This is a genomic window from Nocardioides agri, assembly GCF_013778305.1.
Classification (GTDB): Bacteria; Actinomycetota; Actinomycetes; order Propionibacteriales; family Nocardioidaceae; genus Nocardioides; species Nocardioides agri.
This window is the reverse complement of record NZ_JACEIC010000002.1, coordinates 3,302,648-3,319,289: the sequence shown is the minus strand read 5'-3', so window position 1 is coordinate 3,319,289 and position 16,642 is coordinate 3,302,648. Positions and strand designations below refer to the sequence as shown.

18 protein-coding genes and 1 other RNA gene are annotated in these 16,642 nt (G+C 70.1%); 6 read left to right on the top strand and 13 right to left on the bottom strand.

The annotated features are described in order from the left end of the window. Positions 1 to 62: 62 nt before the first annotated feature. Positions 63 to 821 (top strand): mechanosensitive ion channel family protein, encoded by a 759-nt coding sequence (locus HZF07_RS20680; protein ID WP_157344226.1) that lies wholly within the window; start codon positions 63 to 65, stop codon positions 819 to 821. Positions 822 to 977: 156 nt separating this feature from the next. Here the strand turns inward: HZF07_RS20680 and HZF07_RS20675 are convergent, their stop codons facing one another. The 11 genes from HZF07_RS20675 to HZF07_RS20625 form a co-directional block, all read right to left on the bottom strand. After that, positions 978 to 1,391 carry a nuclear transport factor 2 family protein gene (locus tag HZF07_RS20675; protein WP_157344225.1) on the bottom strand — a complete coding sequence of 138 codons (414 nt, stop codon included), beginning with the start codon at positions 1,389 to 1,391 and terminating at the stop codon, positions 978 to 980. A gap of 498 nt (positions 1,392 to 1,889) precedes the next feature. Further along, on the bottom strand, positions 1,890 to 2,099 hold the full coding sequence (locus tag HZF07_RS20670) for a ferredoxin (protein ID WP_157344223.1): 210 nt from the start codon (positions 2,097 to 2,099) through the stop codon (positions 1,890 to 1,892). Next, a complete protein-coding gene (locus tag HZF07_RS20665) occupies positions 2,096 to 3,310 on the bottom strand; it encodes an NADH-ubiquinone oxidoreductase-F iron-sulfur binding region domain-containing protein (protein ID WP_181645447.1) in 1,215 nt (404 codons plus the stop codon). The genes HZF07_RS20670 and HZF07_RS20665 overlap by 4 nt, the downstream gene beginning before the upstream one ends. After that, a complete protein-coding gene (locus HZF07_RS20660; protein WP_181645446.1) occupies positions 3,307 to 3,903 on the bottom strand; it encodes a ferric reductase in 597 nt (198 codons plus the stop codon). Before HZF07_RS20660 ends, HZF07_RS20665 begins: the two co-directional genes overlap by 4 nt. After that, positions 3,900 to 4,799, bottom strand: a complete 900-nt coding sequence (locus HZF07_RS20655) for an FAD:protein FMN transferase (protein WP_157344219.1) — start codon at positions 4,797 to 4,799, stop codon at positions 3,900 to 3,902. Before HZF07_RS20655 ends, HZF07_RS20660 begins: the two co-directional genes overlap by 4 nt. Beyond that, on the bottom strand, positions 4,796 to 5,068 hold the full coding sequence (locus HZF07_RS20650) for a hypothetical protein (protein WP_157344217.1): 273 nt from the start codon (positions 5,066 to 5,068) through the stop codon (positions 4,796 to 4,798). The genes HZF07_RS20655 and HZF07_RS20650 overlap by 4 nt, the downstream gene beginning before the upstream one ends. 71 nt (positions 5,069 to 5,139) lie before the next feature. Beyond that, entirely contained in the window at positions 5,140 to 6,480 is a 1,341-nt protein-coding gene (locus HZF07_RS20645) for a sensor histidine kinase (protein ID WP_157344215.1), read from the bottom strand. Continuing rightward, a complete protein-coding gene (locus HZF07_RS20640; protein WP_157344213.1) occupies positions 6,477 to 7,166 on the bottom strand; it encodes a response regulator transcription factor in 690 nt (229 codons plus the stop codon). Before HZF07_RS20640 ends, HZF07_RS20645 begins: the two co-directional genes overlap by 4 nt. Before the next feature lie 20 nt (positions 7,167 to 7,186). Continuing rightward, positions 7,187 to 7,684 (bottom strand): DUF2231 domain-containing protein, encoded by a 498-nt coding sequence (locus HZF07_RS20635; RefSeq protein WP_157344211.1) that lies wholly within the window; start codon positions 7,682 to 7,684, stop codon positions 7,187 to 7,189. Positions 7,685 to 7,906: 222 nt separating this feature from the next. After that, a complete protein-coding gene (locus HZF07_RS20630; RefSeq protein ID WP_157344209.1) occupies positions 7,907 to 8,104 on the bottom strand; it encodes a GatB/YqeY domain-containing protein in 198 nt (65 codons plus the stop codon). Positions 8,105 to 8,868: 764 nt separating this feature from the next. After that, positions 8,869 to 10,269, bottom strand: coding sequence for a sulfatase-like hydrolase/transferase (locus HZF07_RS20625; RefSeq protein WP_157344207.1), 1,401 nt, complete (start codon positions 10,267 to 10,269; stop codon positions 8,869 to 8,871). A 152-nt stretch (positions 10,270 to 10,421) separates the two neighbouring features. Here HZF07_RS20625 and HZF07_RS20620 point away from each other — a divergent pair, with 152 nt between their 5' ends. Both HZF07_RS20620 and HZF07_RS20615 read left to right on the top strand, forming a co-directional pair. Beyond that, complete coding sequence (locus tag HZF07_RS20620; RefSeq protein WP_198346444.1) at positions 10,422 to 10,949, top strand: SigE family RNA polymerase sigma factor; 528 nt, start codon at positions 10,422 to 10,424, stop codon at positions 10,947 to 10,949. Continuing rightward, complete coding sequence (locus HZF07_RS20615; RefSeq protein ID WP_157344203.1) at positions 10,946 to 12,004, top strand: TolB family protein; 1,059 nt, start codon at positions 10,946 to 10,948, stop codon at positions 12,002 to 12,004. The genes HZF07_RS20620 and HZF07_RS20615 overlap by 4 nt, the downstream gene beginning before the upstream one ends. A 261-nt stretch (positions 12,005 to 12,265) precedes the next feature. On the opposite strand, the gene HZF07_RS24615 is transcribed toward HZF07_RS20615, so the two are convergent. Beyond that, on the bottom strand, positions 12,266 to 13,153 hold the full coding sequence (locus HZF07_RS24615; RefSeq protein WP_157344201.1) for a TolB family protein: 888 nt from the start codon (positions 13,151 to 13,153) through the stop codon (positions 12,266 to 12,268). A gap of 70 nt (positions 13,154 to 13,223) precedes the next feature. Here HZF07_RS24615 and HZF07_RS20605 point away from each other — a divergent pair, with 70 nt between their 5' ends. Together HZF07_RS20605 and HZF07_RS20600 are read left to right on the top strand one after the other, a co-directional pair. After that, positions 13,224 to 13,946, top strand: a complete 723-nt coding sequence (locus HZF07_RS20605) for an alpha/beta hydrolase (RefSeq protein ID WP_157344199.1) — start codon at positions 13,224 to 13,226, stop codon at positions 13,944 to 13,946. Between the two features lie 32 nt (positions 13,947 to 13,978). Then, positions 13,979 to 14,785: an alpha/beta fold hydrolase gene (locus HZF07_RS20600; RefSeq protein WP_157344197.1), complete on the top strand. Its 807-nt coding sequence runs from the start codon at positions 13,979 to 13,981 to the stop codon at positions 14,783 to 14,785. A 350-nt stretch (positions 14,786 to 15,135) separates the two neighbouring features. Here the strand turns inward: HZF07_RS20600 and ssrA are convergent. Then, positions 15,136 to 15,506, bottom strand: a transfer-messenger RNA (tmRNA) gene (ssrA, locus tag HZF07_RS20595). A 71-nt stretch (positions 15,507 to 15,577) separates the two neighbouring features. Here ssrA and HZF07_RS20590 point away from each other — a divergent pair. Further along, a complete protein-coding gene (locus HZF07_RS20590) occupies positions 15,578 to 16,642 on the top strand; it encodes a Calx-beta domain-containing protein (protein WP_157344195.1) in 1,065 nt (354 codons plus the stop codon).

The window sequence follows — 16,642 nt, the reverse complement described above, 5'->3', positions numbered from 1 at the left end:
CTGTGGACACTCCGCTCGGGACCCTCGACGTCAACGGCTGGACCCTGGTGTGGGCGGTCTTGGTGCTGATCGGCACCGTCCTGGCGGCACGCTACGTCGCGGGCGCGACGCGGCGCCTCGGCGCCAGGGTGCCGAACCTGGCGGACGACGTCCTGCTCCAGATCATCCAATTCGTGCGCTACGCCATCTACGCCCTGGGCGCCGGAGTCATCCTGAGCCTGCTCGGTGCACCGATTCAACCGGTCCTGATCGCGGTGCTGATCACCCTCGGTGCGCTGGTCCTGGTCGGCCGCGGAGTCGCCGACAACTTCGGCGCCGGGTTGGTGATCCAGGTGCGGCATCCGCTACGACCCGGGGACCTGATCGAGTGTGACGGCCACGAGGGCCACGTGATCGACCTCAACAGCCGTGAGGTCCTCATCCAGACCTACGACGGCGCCCACGTCCACCTGCCCAACAACCTGGTGATGAACTCGTCCCTGCTGAACCTCACGGCGTCCGGCTCGGCCCGGTCGAAGCTGGAGGTCCGCATCGCAGTTGACGGACCCGCGGCCGCGGACGATCTCATCCGACTGGTCCTGGACACCGCACTCGCCGTATCCGGGGTGCTCGGTGAGCCGCCACCCACGTGCCCGATGACGGCAGCCACGCCGACCGAAGTGGTGCTGAGGCTGCTGCTGTGGCACGACCCCGAGTCGGCGCTCGACGTGTGCTCTCGTGTCACCGCCGCGCTCGGCGCTGCGCTGGGAGACGCAGGCGTCCAGTACGCGATCTCGTGGCCACCGCCGGCGCCGGCCGCATTCCGATTGGGCACCACCTGAGCGGATGGTTGCGCACAGGGCGCTGATTCTGGTCGAGCGAATCGACGGAACGTCCGGACCCTGCTTCCCACGGGGTGCGTCATGGCGCCGAGACTGCACTCGTTGCCGGGACAGGCTCTGCACAGGAATCAGCGCCGTCCAGCTCCCGTGCAAGGGTCAGTGCGAGGGCGGTGGCGGCCTGTAGAGCTCCTGCACAGCAGCGGCGATGTCCCCGCCATCTGTCTCGACGGGCTCCATGTAGAGACGACCTTCAACGACCAGGCCGTCACGTATGAGGAGGATCGTGACCCCGCGCATGGCGAAGGGCGAGCCATCCAGGTAGTGACCTCGCCAGCTCCACTCCCCCCACTCGGTCTCCCCAGCCACAACTGATGCGACCAGTTCGGAGTCGAAGTCGGGCACGCCCTCGAAGACCGATGACCAGTTCTCGAGTACCTGAGAGCTCCCGCCAAAACCACGGCCCGGGTGCAGTGGTTGCGTACTTCGGTAGCCCTCGTCGAACAACGACGCCAGCAGCCCGACGTCGTGCGCGTTCGTCGCGTCGCGCAAACGCTCCAACATGGTCGCCATGACTCGACGGTAGTCCCGGGGGATCCGACGTCAGGCCGCCAGCCGGGCGCATGTTGGGACGGAGCCCTCACGTCCCGCCCGCTCATGCATTCCGCGAGCAAGCGTTCCGCGCGCCGACCTGTCGATTGGACCCACCCAGACGTTCCTGACAGACGCGAACGGCTCCACCGGAAGGACCGGTGGAGCCGAACTTCGCAACAGGGTGCCACGAACTTTCGCGAACACCCTTGGCGGGATCTTCGCGCAGTTCGTTTGCGCAGGTCAGACGCCCCGCGCCGCGGGCTGTCAATGGCGCGTGCACACGGCTGGTCCGAAATCTGCGCACGAGCGCTAGGGCGAACGTTGAGCACGCAGCAACACCCCGCCCAGGATGCAGCGTCGCTCGCCCGACATCAGGTGGCTCGCCGCAGGCCCACTTCGCCGCAGGCGTGGTTCTTCGCGATGTCCAGATCGCCGCGGTCGGTCACCACTGCCGGACCGCGGAAATGCTGCCACCTTTCAGGATCTCGCCGATGCGTCGCCCTCCAGCCGTAGTGCGAGCGCCGGACAGGTCGCCACGGCGCGGCGGGCGTGCCGCAGCGTCTGCGGAGCGACGTCGGAGCCGATCAGGATGGGGTAACCGTCAACGTCCTCGACGATGTTCTCCGAGAGCAGGAGTGCGCAGAGCCCGTGGCCGTCGCAGCGGGTCCAGTCGACGTCGAGTCTCATCGGGCACCCCCCAGCGGGAGGACGCCGAGGTACGGTCGGCCGCAGCCGCGTCCGTTCCCGTGCGCCGCGATCTCCTCGGACATTGAGGCCAGCGCGCTTGCGACGAACGCGGCGGTGCCGTCCGGGTGGGCGCAGGCGCCGCGGCGGATCAGGCCTTCGAGCCGAGCCTTCACCTGCGGCGCCGTCCGGCCGGCCAGCAGTTCAGCCACGTCGCGGGCGACGGCGTTGGTGCCGAACAGGCAAGGTCCGCACTGGCCGGCGGACTGGCCGGCCAGCCAGGTCGTGACTGCTGAAACCTCGGCGAGCGCGCAGCCCGAGGTGGGCAGCCGGGCGATCACGCCGGCATTGAGCGGGACCCGGGCATCGCGAAGGAGCGGACGCGTCACGCGCAGTCCGTGCGCGTCGGACACCCAACGGCCGTGGTAGCCCCCGATCAGGACCGGCCCGTCGCCAGGCCCCAGCAGGGCGTCGATCGACACCCCGGTGGGGACCTCGACGACTCCGGGCGCGGGCACGGCGCCGACCAGCGTGAGCAGCGTCGTGCCTCGCTCCAGCGGGTCGCCGACCGAGGCGAACGCCTGTGGTCCCAGGGAGCCGAGCAGCGCGAGCTGAGCGAACGTCTCGACGTTGCTCGCGAAGGTGGGTGACCCGTGCAGGCCGCGGATCGTCGGAAGCGTCCGCCGTCCAGGTGGCACCGGGGCCCGGCCGTCGAGCCCGTTGAGCACCGCACGCACCTCACCGCCGACGAAGCGACCCGGCTGCAGCCGGACGTCCACGGACTCGCGGTGCGGCTCGGCTCGACGTCGCTCGTCGAGCGCGACCGCGAGCGAGGCGTACGCCGCCCGGTCGTGCACGGCGATCGTCACCCGGCTGGTCCGCAGCGCCCGCGCGACGAGCAGCGCGCCGTCGACGACCAGGTGCGGGACGAGCGTCATCAGCGTGCGGTCCTTGCGGCTGGCCGGCTCGCTCTCGGAGCCGTTCACGACCACCTCGACGCGCGGCCCCGCCTCCACCGCCGCGAGCTTCGTGGCGACCGGGAACGCGGCGCCGCCCCGGCCGAGCAGGTGCACGTTCGCGGCGGCGGCCGCGAGCGCGGCCTGGGTCATCGGCCGCAGGTCGCCGTGGATCGCGCGGTGCGGAGCCAGGGCGACGTGGTCGCCCTGGATGCCACCGGCGAGCAGGCGGGTGGTCTGGACATCGACGACGGTCATGATCGCCTCCCGGCAGAGTCGAGGGCTCGATGCTGCTGACGACGAACGGCGACCTGACCGGCCAGGTGCCTCTCCTCGGCGACCAGCCGCCACCAGACCGCGAGCACCACCGCTCCAGCGGAGCCGCCGTACAGGCTCCAGGCCCACCAGGTCCCGGTGTCGGTGCCGGCGAAGATCCCATGGAGGATCGCCAGCGGCCACACGGCGTACGCGATGGCGTGGACGGGCCGCCACCACCGCGCGGCGCGGGCGGAGCCGGCCAAGCGTCCGCGAAGCGCCCCGGTGATGGCGACCACGACGAGGCAGTACATGCCGAGCGTCCCCAAACCCACCGCGACGGCGCGGTAGCCGGCGGTGAACGGCACGAGTGCGCCTGGGACCGAGATCGCGACATGGCTGTCGACGACGAGCAGAGCAGCATGGAGGGCGAGCAGGGAGAGGGTGACCACGGCGGCCGAGCGGTGCGCAAGCTGCGTCAGCAGCCGACGCGTCGCGTCCGTCGAACCGGACGCGGTCGCGCCGAGACAGATGGCGACGGTCGCGCCGAGCATCGCCATGAACCCGGCGGCGCGGGCAACGAACCACAGCGTCATGCCGCACGCTCCTTCGCCGGCCAGGCACCGAGATACCGGGCCGAGCCAGAGTCATCAACCAGCCTGGCGGTCACTCCCGCCGGCTCGAACCGAGCGGCCGTCGACGCACCCCAGACCAGCGCCGCCGTGCTGAGCGTGTTGGCCTCGACGCAGGAGGGTGCCCAGACCGTGGCCGTCCGGATCGCGCCACGGGCGGGGGCGCCGGTGCGCGGGTCGATCACGTGGTGCGCTGCCCCGGCGGCGGTACGCCAACGGCGGACGGTGGTCGATGAGGTCGCCAGCCCGCCGTGAGCGAGGCCGACGATCTCCCCCGGCCCGCCCGCGGTCTCGGCGACCCAGACCGACCAAGGCTCGTCGGGAGTGCCGGCGGCGGCGACGTCGCCGCCGATCTCGACCAGCGCGGGACAGCGGTAGCGGGCTGCGATCCGCCGGGCTGCCGTATCCGCGGTCCAGGCCTTGGCGGTGGCACCGAGATCGAGGCGCAGCCCGCGCGGGACGCCGACGCGGCCGAGGTCGAGGTCGACCACGACCCGCTGCCAGTCGGCACGCGCACCGGCGGGCAGCACGTCGCCGCCACCGACCGAGTCGATGTCGGCGTCGTAGCCCCACCGGACGAGGTGGTGACCGACCGTCGGGTCGACTGCGCCGTCCGTATGCCGGGCCGCGTCCAGCGCGACAGCCACCAGGGTGAGCGTCAGGGGCCGGACCGGGACGAGCCGCGGTGCGACGTCGTTGACGTGCTCCAGCTCGGAGTCGGCCCGGAACCGGCTGACCGCGCGGTCCACGTCCGCCATCAGGTCGCGCACGATCCCGGCGGCCCCGTCGGCGACCGCCGGGCCGCCGGCGACGACGGCGCGGACCGTGCAGGACCAGTCGGACCAGGTGCGCGTGGTCATGACGCGTTCGACCCTCCCTGTGGCTGGCTGTCCGACGGCACCTGGACGATCCCCGGGCTCGAGCCCGACGGGGAGTCGAGCGAGCTCGATCGGTTGGACCACCCGGTGACGTCCGAGGTGCCGGAGTCGCCGCCGCCGACGCCGTTCTGGGCGGTGGCGTGCGACGCCGCCGCGGTGAGGGCAGCGGTGCCGGCGGCCGCTGTGGCGACGATGCCGATCGTGGTCATCCGGGCGGTGCGGAGGAGACGGCGGCGAGGACTGTCGTTCATGACGCCCACGGTGGCTCGGGGCGGCTCAGACGTTCCGGAACAACCAGTCAAATCAACGTCAAATCCACCTGTCAATCGGTGCCGAGGAACAGCCGCACCACGGTCCAACCGTCGCGGCGCTCGAACTCCAGCCGCCCCCCGCTCGCCTCTGCGCAGGTTCGCGCTATGTCCAGGCCGAGGCCCGTGGAGCCGCGGTCGCTGCGGCCGCGGAGCCCGGCGCCGGCCGGGATGCCCGGCCCGCGGTCGCGGATCTCGAGCCGGACCAGGTCGGTCGCGGAAGCCGGACCGGTGAGCTCGACCGACAGTGGGACGCCCTCCGACGTGTGGGCGATGCAGTTCTCCATCAGGGCGTCCACAGCGGCCCGCAGGTCGTCCTCGGCGCACCGCACCATCAGCGCACCGTCCGGGGAGTTCACCTCGAGCTCGCGCCCCTGGTCCTCGGCCAGTGGCCACCAGAAGTCCACGCGCTCCCGCAGCACCGCCACGGCGTCACAGCGCGGCCGGACCCCTTCGCGCTCGGGCCGGCGGGCAGCGCGGATCACCGCGGTCAGGGTGCGCTCGAGATGGTCGAGGTGCGACTCGAGCTCGTCGGTCCGCTCGGACGACGGCAGCGCCTCGACGTCCAGCCGCACGGCGGTGAGCGGTGTCCTCAACCGGTGCGACAGGTCGGCCACAGTCTCGCGCTCGGCTGCGAGCAGGTCGCCGATCCGGCCGGCCAGCCGGTTCAGTGCGGCGGAGACCCTCCGTACCTCTGACGCGACTCCGTCCTCGGGCGCGCGCGCCGACAGGTCGCCCTCCGCGAGCCGGTCCGCCACGGCCGCTGCGTCGTCGAGGTCACGGACGAGGCGGCGCACCACGATCTCGGCCGCGCCGGCCGCCAACAGCAGGAGGACGGCGGCAGCTGCGGCGAGGAGAAGCAGCCGATCGACCATCCGGTCGTGGGCATCGCCGGCCGTCGCGAACGCCAGGACAGTGACCGGCCCGTCGGCGGTGCTGGCGTGCACGCTGACGAGCTGACCGTCGTCGACCTCGTGCACCTCCGGCTCCGAGACCGGCATCAGCCCCTCGTCGTCCTGGTCGCCGTCCCCGTCGTGCGGTGCGCCCTCCTCGACGTCGGTCGGCGCATCGCCCGGGAGGTCGGCGCCCAGCTGGGTGCCATCCGGCAGGAGGACCGTCACGGTGGCCCGGTCCCCGCGGTCGTTGATGCGGTCGACGTACGCCGAGAGGGTCTGGACGTCCGTCGAACCGGTGCTGACGTAGTCGGCGACACCACGTGCCACGTCCGCAGCGTTCTCCCGCCCCTCCTCCGTGGCCGCGCCGTCGAGCAGCAGCCACAGCGGGATCGCGAACAGCAGCATCACAGCCGAGGCCGCACCCACCGCCAGCAGGAGGATGCGCTGGCGCAAGGTCATGACGTGCTCGGGTCGACGACCTTCACGCCGACCCCGCGCACGCTCACCAGGTAGCGCGGCTCGGACGCCGTCTCCCCCAGCTTGCGCCTCAGCCAGGACAGGTGCACGTCCACGGTCCGGTCGGCGCCACCCCACGGCATCTGCCACACCTCGGCGAGCAGCTGCCGCTTCGTCACCACCTCGCCCGCCCGCGACGCCAGCGCGAACAGCAGGTCGAACTCCTTGCGGTTGAGCGTCAGCTCCCGGCCTTCCAGGCTGGCCGTGCGGGACACCGGGTCGACGACCAGGTCCCCGACGACCACGCGTTGGTCCTCTCGGGCCGCGGGCGCCGTACGGCGCAGTACCGCGCGCACGCGAGCCATCACCTGCGCGGCCGAGAACGGCTTGATCAGGTAGTCGTCGGCACCCGCGTCGAGCAGACGCACGATCTCGCGCTCCTCGTCCCGAGCGGTCGCGACCACGACCGGAAGATCACTGCTCGAACGGATCAGCGCCAGGACGTCGGCGCCATCGAGGTCCGGCAGGCCGAGATCGAGCACGACAGCGTCGGGGCGCTCGCTGGCGACGGCCTTGATCGCCTCGACGGCAGTCGCCACGGGCACGACGGTCGCGCCCTGCTCCCCCAGCCCTCGCGCGAGGGTGCGCCTGATGTCCGGGTCGTCCTCGACCAGAAGAAGACGCACCATGTCTGCCACGGTAGCGCCACTCAGGGTCCTGTCGATGCAGCACCGCTGTCGGACCAGGCGGCCTTGGCGCCGCTGTGGCCGATCCGAGCTACCTGGACACCGGTCCCGAGCGCCGCCACCACTGCCAGCACGCCGACGACGGACGTCAGGGTTCGCAGTCGGTCGCGCGTCGCGGCGCCGGGTCCGGTCGCGAGGCGCCGCCGGTCGAGCCACCAGTACGTCGCCGACAGGATGAACAGCACGGCGGTGAACCAGATCAGCTGGTCCCCGAGCTCGGCGTGCTCCTCGACGAGCCTCGTCTCGGGCACCGAGTGCTCGAGGGTCTCGCCGGAGGACGTCGACAGCGGCGTCAAGATGAGTGCGGCGAGGCTCAGGAGCATGGGCATCGGTCCCGCCCATCGGCGGAACCTCGGCACCACCACGGCCAGGATGACCGTGACCGCGGCGAGCGGCACGATGACGACCGTGGCGTGGACGACCAAGGGGTGCAGGGGCAGACCGAGGATCGTGGATGGCATGGGACTTCCTCTCGAGGCGCAACGTCCCCGGCAATGTGCAGGGACGACACTCAGCGGGTCCCCAACGCAAGGTCAAAAGGGCGTCAAATGCGCCAGCCGGGTCGGCGGCGTGGCCGGACGTGTTGCTCGCCGTGGCGCTGATGCGTCGCTGACGCGAAGGCTCCGCCCCGCCTACGGCGGAACGGAGCCATGGTCCAAGAGCCGCGTGCGCGAGGCCGCTCGTCACACGAGGTAGCGATCGATCAACGCCGCTTCCGCGCGCAAGTCGTCAGCCTCATCCGTAGAACCACGCGCGCCGAGGATGTCGGCCGATGCGAGCCGCTCGTCGCGTTCTGCTGTCAGCACGACCAGGGTGTCGTGCTCGTCCAGCTCACGTTTCGTGACGTCCCGTAGCGCCGACGCCCTCAGTCGCGCCCGCAATGCGACCTCCGGAGCGCAGGCTCACAGGTGTGGTGTCCGTGTCCAGTCGAGCTTCGGGGTTGGCAATTGCCGAGGGGAGGTTGCGGAGGAACCGCACCGTCAGCGGGTCTCTGGCACGCATGGCATCCATGAGATCCGCGCGCAGCTGTTCCGCTAGGCCATCCATGCCATCAAAGCGTATGGAGGCGACCAGACGCGACGCCACCGATGTCAGCGTCCTTCAGGAGCGTCCGCGCTCGTGAGTCAGTCTCGGAGTCCGCAACGGATCTGGCGGTAGCCGCTGAGCGAGCAGAGGTCGTCAATCGCCAACCTGACGCGCCTCTGGCTATCGGATATGCGAATCGGCTCCACCGGACGTCTGGTGGAGCCGATTTTCGCGAACGAGGTGCTCGGGAATTCGCAAACACCCCCTGGTTGGTGGGGTGTTCGCACTTATCCATTCGCGCAGGTCAGCCACCGGATTCGAACCTGCAGGTCCGCGCGTCCTCACACCGGGAAGGCAAATCGCGCACACGCGCGCCGCTGCGCTCGCGCCTTCCGCGCGCATCGCATCTCACGGCGGCGGTCATCGGAAGACGCCGGTGGACGCGGGGGCCATCATGGACCAACCCTTCGATCACGGGGCGAACGCCCCCGCATCGAACCGCCCACAATGACCCCCGCACGCCTAGGTGCGGGTGTGTGGCCGATCAGGTAGGCGTCGTCCATCGCGTCCCGGAAGGGGAGAGGCGCGTGTTGCGTGTTGTTCGGGTTCCGCAGACCCGCTAGTCGTAGGGCAGCTGGTCGCCGGCGATCTTCTCCCAGGCGGCTCGTAGCCTGTCGAGATCGTCGGGCCGCAGATCGACCAGGTCGGCCTGTTCGTGCTGGTCGGCGCTGAGGTCGTAGAGGTGGTCGCTGCCGTCGTCGGTCTGCAGGTACTTCAACGTCCCCGCGCGCAGCGCCCGCCAGTCGTGCATCCGCCAGAACAGGGGGCGTTCGGGCAGCGCCTGGCCGCGGAGGAGGTAGGGCACCAGGCTGGTGCCGTCGAAGGGATGCTCCTCGTCGGGGCGGGCTCCGGCGAGCTCCACGATGGTCGCGGTCCAGTCCATGGTGATCACCGGTTCGTGGCTGACGCGTCCGCGCGGCAGGGTGCCGGGCCAGCTCAGGATCGTGGGCACACGGATTCCGCCCTCGTTCAGGGTGTACTTGCCGCCTGTGAAGGGCCATACGTAGGAGAACCGTTCACCGCCGTTGTCGCTGGCGAACAAGACCACCGTGTCGTGGATCTGGCCGCCGTGGTCAAGTGCGGCCAGCACACGGCCCACGGAGCGGTCCAGGTCCTCGACCATCGACCGGTAGACGCCCAACGAGCCACCGTCGAAATGAGCCAGGAGGCCGTCGCCGTTGACGACGCGCCGGGTGAGGTCCTCACTGACCGCGCGATCCTGCGGGCCTTCCCAGGGCCAGTGCGGGGTGGTGAAGTTGAGGTTGAGCAGCCAGGGGTGCTCGCGCGGCCGAGCGATGTACTCGACGGCACGCTCGGTGAGGGCGTGGGTGTAGTACCGGAGGTCCTCGGCCTCGACCTCGCCCTCGTACAGGTCGTGGATGCCGCTTGTGTCGATCTTGGAGAAGTAGTCGACGGCTCCGCCGAAGTTTCCGAAGAACTCGTCCCAGCCCACCCGGGTCGGGCTGAAGGAGGGGAGGAAGCCACAGTGCCACTTGCCGAGCATCGCGGTCTCGTAGCCGACGCCCTTGAGCAGGCTGGCGAGGGTCGGATGGTCGGTGGGGATGCCGTCGACGTCGTTCTTCTCGGCCAGCGGTTCCCCGAGTCCTCCGTGCAGCCGGCCGGGGTATCTGCCGGTGTACAACCCGAACCGCGTCGGTGAGCAGACCGAGGAGGCGGAGTAGCCGTTGGTGAATCGGACGCCGGAGGCCGCCAGGCGGTCCAGGTGCGGGGTGCGGATCGTCGGGGCGCCGTACGACGACAGGTCGCCCCACCCGAGATCGTCGCCCAGGACGATCAGGAAGTTGGGTCGGCGCTCGGGGACGGGCCGCTGGGCCGTTTCGAAGGGCTGTTCCTGCTCCATCGTGGCGGCCGCGGCCACACCGGTCGCCGCGGCGCCGGTCGCGACGGCACCTCCGATCAGGGTCCGGCGACTCACCCGGCTGCCTGTGCGCTCGCTCATGGGCCATCTCCTCGCGTGGTGCTGCCCGTTCTCGAGTTCACGCGCGAGCGCCGTACCTGGTTCCGTGACTGGCCGAACAAAGAAGCTGCCTCGCCGATGGAACCGTTCGACGTCGCCATGCGTGTCTAATGGCGGTGAGCGGGAGGCAATCGGTGAGCACCCAGGTCGAGTTCGACGAGTTCTACACCGCCACTCGCCTGCGCCTGCTGCGCCAGCTGACGGTCATGACCGGTGACCCAGAGCAGGCCGCAGACGTCTTGCAGGAGGCCTACGCGCGAGCCTGGCAACGCTGGCGGCGAGTCTCGCGCCTCGACAACCCCAGCGCATGGGTGCGAACGGTGGCCTGGCGCGTGGCGGTCAGCCAGCATCGGCGCTCGCTCGTCGCAGCGGACCGGCTGCGCCGCTTCCGCACCTCCGAAGTCGACCGGATGGCCGAGAGCGAGGAACGCGTCGACCTGCTCCGGGCGCTGAACGCGCTCTCGGCCGAGCATCGCCGGGCCGTGGTCCTCCATGAGATGGCCGGCTTGTCCGTCACCGAGATCGCCGCCGAGACCGGAGTGCCTGCCGGCACAGTGAAGAGCCGGCTGTCGCGCGCGCGGGCGGCTCTCGGAGCTTCACTGGGGCACGAATACCTGCGCGAGGGGTCCGCCACCACGGCGCCGGAGGCGAACCTGTCATGAGCCTCCCGGACCAGTTGAACGACCTCGCCGAGCAGAGGATCCAGCCCCACCTGTTGGCCGCGCCCGAGATCGTCAGACGCGACGGCGACACCAAGCGGCTCAGGCGACGTCGCCAGACGGTCCTGATCGCGGCATGCGTGGCGACCATCGCGGCGGCGGCCGCCTTCACCCTCACCCGTACCCCAGACAGCGCACACGAGCCGGCGCCGGCACCGGCGTTGCCCGACCGGGTCACCATCTTCGACCCGGCCGGACAGCTCTCCTACGTTGCAGGCGACGGCACTAGACAGGCGGTGCACGCGAAGAACGTCGACCGGTTCGCGCTGTCGCCCGACGGCCGACGAATCGCTTACATCACCAACAACGACACCGGCAGACACCTCTGGATCGCCGACGCGGACGGAAGCAATCGAAGCCGGCTGCGCGCACCCTGTGCGGGCTGCGAGCCGGGCTACGGAGTCACCTGGTCCCAGGACGGCTCCCGACTGGCCTACGTCCTGTGGAGACCGGGCGAGAACGCAGACCAGCTACGGATCCGCACCATCAGCACCGGCCAGGAAAGGGTCCTGAAGATGCACCCAGGACTCGAACCTCGCGGGCCCATGTTCTCGCCCGACGACCAGAGCCTGGTCGTCAACCTCGCCACCGACGCCGGACAGTACGTCGCGACATTGGACCTCGCAGAGGCGAAGCCCTCGCTGATCCAGCTGACCGACACCTACAGCCAGGTCCAGACCCCTGCCTGGAGCGAGGATGGTCAGACGATCTACTTCACGGCCACAACACGTGGCGACAACACCAACGACGTCACCGCAAGCATCGACCTCTATGCGATGAGCGCCGACGGCAGCAGGCTCCGACAAGTCACCCACGCCGTCCCCGGCGAGCGCTTCTTCGCCGCGACGCCCTACAAGAACAAGTTCCTCGTCAGCCGCGCATTAGGAGAGGAGCCTTGGACCGTGGGCTGGCTGACCAACAATGGGAGCACCTTCACGCCGCTGGAAGGTCCCGACGGCACGCCACTCCTGGGCACCGGCGCCCAACTCCAGCCCTGACGTATGACGCGATTCCGACCATCCGTGAGGTGCAGCCGTCGCCGGTGTCTGCCGCGCCCCGCGCGGTGACGTCGCCGACGACGGCTGCCACCAGGCCCGTACCCACAACCCCTTCGCCCGCTGTCACCCAGATTGAGGAGATCCGGTGACCCCCGAGCCACGGGGTGGGTGTTCGAGAGCCGCCTCAGCAGATGGAACGCATGGTCGGCGTCGACGTCGTAGGTGGCCGTGACGACGTTGGCCGCTGTCGACGCAGGGTGCTCAGGCGCCGCCGTGGGGCTGCCAGGCGGGGACGGCCTGCAGCAGCCGAGGCGTGGGTGAGACGACGCGGCGTCCAGAACCGTCGGTGCGGATGGTTTGGACGTACCGTTCCCCCGCGGTGACCGGGCCGCCGGATCCGGTGAAGGCGATCTTGGTCCCGTCAGGCGAGAAGGCGGTACCGAACTCCAGGTCTGGGCTGTGGGTGAGGTTGGTCTGCGCGCTGCCGTCGGCGTTCATGAGCCAGATGTCGTCGTCGGCGGCGTACGCGATGCGTGTGCCGTCCGGGCTCCAGTCCGGCGTCTGGTCGTTGACGGTCGGGTCGAAGGTGAGTTGGGTCTCCTCTCCAGTGGTTACGTCCTTGGTCCACAACTGGCCGCTGGAGAAGTCGCTGGCGATGCGGACGAACAGGACCTTCGTGCCGTCCGGTGACCAGACGGGGTCCTCCTCCAACGACTCCGACGTGTCGGTGAGCTGCATCGGATCTCCGCCGAGGACGGACACCTTCCAGAGGTCCGTGGTCCCGCCGCCGTCCGGCTCTGCCGAGAACACCAACTGGTCTCCGTCCGGTGAGAAGTCAGGAAACACCGCGGAGGTCTTCAGGTCCGTGACCTGGCGCTCATGGTTGCCGTTGGCGTCCATCACCCAGATCTCGAACGCACCTGTTCGGTCGCTGCAGAAGGCGGTGCGGCGTCCGTCTGCGGAGTATGCCGGGCAGATGTCGCGCCCGGGTGCGTCAGTGAGTCGGTGCACGTGGTGCCCGTTCGCGTTCACTGACCAGAGGTCCGCCTGCCTGCGGTCGGTCGCGTCAAAGGCGCCGAACGCGATTCGTCCTGGCTGGCCATCGTAGGTGGCGCGCGCCGGCGCCGCAGACATCGTCGAGGCGATCACGCTCAGTGCCCCGGTGCATGGTTCTGGAAACACCACTTGACATTGTCAAGTCAGACCGAAGGGAACCACCATGGACACCACGTCCACCCCCACCGCCGTCCTGGTCCACGGCGCGTTCGCCGACGCCTCCGGCTTCGCCGGGATCGTCCGCGAGCTCACCGCCGAGGGCTACCGGGTCCTTGCGCCCGCGAACCCGCTGCGGGGCGTCGCCACCGACGCGGCCACCATCCGCGCGGCCGCCGCATCCGTCGACGGCCCTGTCGTCCTGGTCGCACACTCGTACGGCGGCGCGGTCATCACCCAGGCCGCCGAGGGCCTGGCCAACCTGCGCGGCCTGGTCTACCTCGCCGCCTTCGCACCGGCTGTCGGCGAGAGCATCGGCAGCGTCCAGGAGCCGTTCCCGGCCCCGTTGCTCGCCAGCACCGTGCGAGCGCCGTACGACGCCGTCGGCGCTGTCGGCGGACCCGAGCTCGTCATCGACGAAGCCCGGTTCCAGGAGACCTTCGCCGCCGACCTCCCCACCGACGTAGCCGCGGTCATGGCGGTGTCGCAGCGTCCGCTGGCCGCCGCCGCCGCGGGCGAGAACCTCACCTACGCCGGCTGGACGGACCAGCCGAGCTGGTACCTCGTGTCCAGCCAGGACAACGCCATCGCCCCGGAGGCGCAGCGGTTCATGGCCGAGCGGATGGGGGCCAACACCGAGGAGATCGACGCCAGCCACGTCGCCTTCATCGCCCAGCCGAAGGCGGTCGCCGCATTCATCGCCCGATCCCTCGACGCCGTCGCGGGCTGAAACCACAGAAACCAGAGAAGAGGAGAACCACCATGTTCAACCGACTGAAGTCCGCCGGCGTCGCCGCCGCCCTGCTCGCCGCCACAGTCCCGGCGCTCACCAGCGCCTCGACCGCGGTCGCCGTCCCGGCGTCCGACCCGAAGCCCACCATCGTCCTGGTGCACGGCGCCTTCGCCGACTCCAGCGGCTGGTCGAAGATCGCACCCGAGCTCCGGGACCAGGGCTACCCGGTCGTCGCGTTCTCGAACCCGCTGCGCAGCGTCCAGTACGACAGCGCCTACCTGCGCAGCTTCCTCGACACGATCCCCGGCCCGATCGTCCTCGTCGGTCACTCCTACGGCGGTGCGGTGATCACCAACGCCGCCACCGGGGACCCCGACGTGCGGGCACTCGTCTATGTCGCGGCGTTCGCTCTCGACGAGGGCGAGACCGTGCAGGACGCCAGCGTCCTCGGTGGTGGCCACCCCACGATCGGCGACCACCTCGTGATCCGGCCGTTCCCGGGAGCCGGGGAGGGCAACGCCGACGCTTACATCGACCCGGCCGCCTTCCGGTCGCTCTTCGCCGCCGACCTGCCCCGGCGCGAGGCCGCGTTCCTCGCCGCCTCGCAGCGGCCAGCCGCCCTCGCGACGTTTGCGACGCCGTCCGACGAGCCGGCCTGGAAGACCATCCCGAGCTGGTACGTCGTCGCCAAGCAGGACAAGACGATCCCGACTGCGGCCGAGCGTGTGATGGCCGAGCGCGCCGGCGCCACGACGGTCGAGGTGAACTCCTCGCACGTCCCGATGCTCAGCAAGCCCGGCAAGGTCCTCAAGGTCATCGCGGCTGCGGCACGTTGACCGATAGCGACCAGACACCCGTCGTCAGGAGGGGTGGTCGCAGCACCGCGACAGCCTCCCCGGCCGCCCGACGGCGGCTGGGGAGGCTGTCACCTTCGCCCGACGTGACAGAGCAAGCGCACTCACATGCCGCGATGAAGCGCACCCGCGCGTCACATCAACGTCGGTAGAGGTTCTGCCGGCTCGGCGCCCCAAAACTCACCGGCAGAGTTGGAGTGCGCTGACGAGCCAAGCCGCGCCGACTGTTGAGCCGGCGCGGCTTCAGTCCCAAGAGGTGATCAGTGGAGATCTCGCGCTTACGGAATTTCGCGAAGCGGAGTGCCGCCTATTCGCGAACACTCCATGTTGGTTGGTGGAGCTGCGGGGAATCGAACCCCGGTCCTCGAGCGTCGATCCAGGTCTTCTCCGGGTGCAGTCAGCGCTATCGCTTTTCTCGGCCCCGTGGCTCGCACTGACACGTCCACGACAGGCTCAGTCAGGAAAGAGTCCCGCTCAACCCTCCTGGCAGGAGTTGAGCAGCAAGTCTCCTAGATGACGCCCAGGTCCGAGCCGGAGACAGATACTCGGTTGGACGCTTCGATCACCGCGTCAGGCGGCGAGAGCGAAGGAACTGCGCTGGTTGTTGGCAGTTATAGATTCCAGCGGTCGTTTACGAGATGTCGCTGGCTCCTCGACCCGCTTCCCCTGGAACTAACGTCCCAAGTCGAAACCGATCAGCCCCTCTTGAGTTGTGCCTTGATCGTACGGGGGAAACGCCGCGAAGGCACATCACATTCCCCTACCTTGTCGGCCATGGCCCGCAGGACCCTTCTCATGCTCTCGGTGCTGACCACGGTCGCGCTGACCTCGTCCACCATCGCCCCGGCCGGCGCCCGGCCGCCCGCCAAGCCCCGGCTGACCGCTGCGTCGGAGGCGGTGGCCGAGAACGGCGGCCAGGCGGTGGTCACCCTGAAGCTGTCGAAGAAGGCCACGCAGACCATCAAGGTCGCCTGGGCCACGAAGGACGGCACCGCTCGGGCCGGCTCGGACTACACGGCCGCCTCCGGCACCGTGAGGATCAAGAAGGGCAAGAGGACGGGCCGGATCGCCGTCGCGGTCCTCGACGACGCCGTGCACGAGGACGCCGAGACCTTCACGATCACCCTCACCTCTCCGCAGGTGCGCGGCGCCAAGCCGCTCACCGTCCCCCTCAAGGACAACGACGCCGTCCCCGGCGGTACGACCGGTCCGACGGGTCCGACGCCGACGGATCCCACGGGTCCGACCGGCCCGACCGGCCCGACCGGCCCGACGGCGCCCAAGGCGCTGGTCGGCACCGTCACGATCAGCCGCACGCTGGTGCCCACGGGCACGCTCACCCAGGTGCTGAACCTCCATCTGGTGCCGACGAGCACGGCCGGCGAGTGGCGCGACAACGGCTCTGGCACCTGGACCAGCTTCGGAAACAGCTCGCTGCCGGGGTTCATGTTCCCCTGCACCTTGATGATGTCGACGAACTACACGGACACCGGCGGCATCCTCCCCTCCGGGGACACGCCGACCTCCCAGGACGCTGCGCTCTCGCTGACGGGCTTCGACCCCGCGAGCGGGACCGGGACACCGGCGCTGACGACGCAGAGCACGATCAACGCGGTGATGACCACCTACATCTCGAGTGGCGTGGGCCCGGCCGACCCGATGGCGACCTGCACGAGTTCCTCGATGCCCATCGACTACCTGTTCACGCTCGCGGCGCCGGGTGCGACGGCGACGTACACGGGCGCGACCGGTCCGACGCGCGGCCTGAGCTTCAGCTACAACGCCGCCGACGGCGCGGGGCCGGTGAGCGTCACCGGGACGCTCACCCCCGTCGCCTGA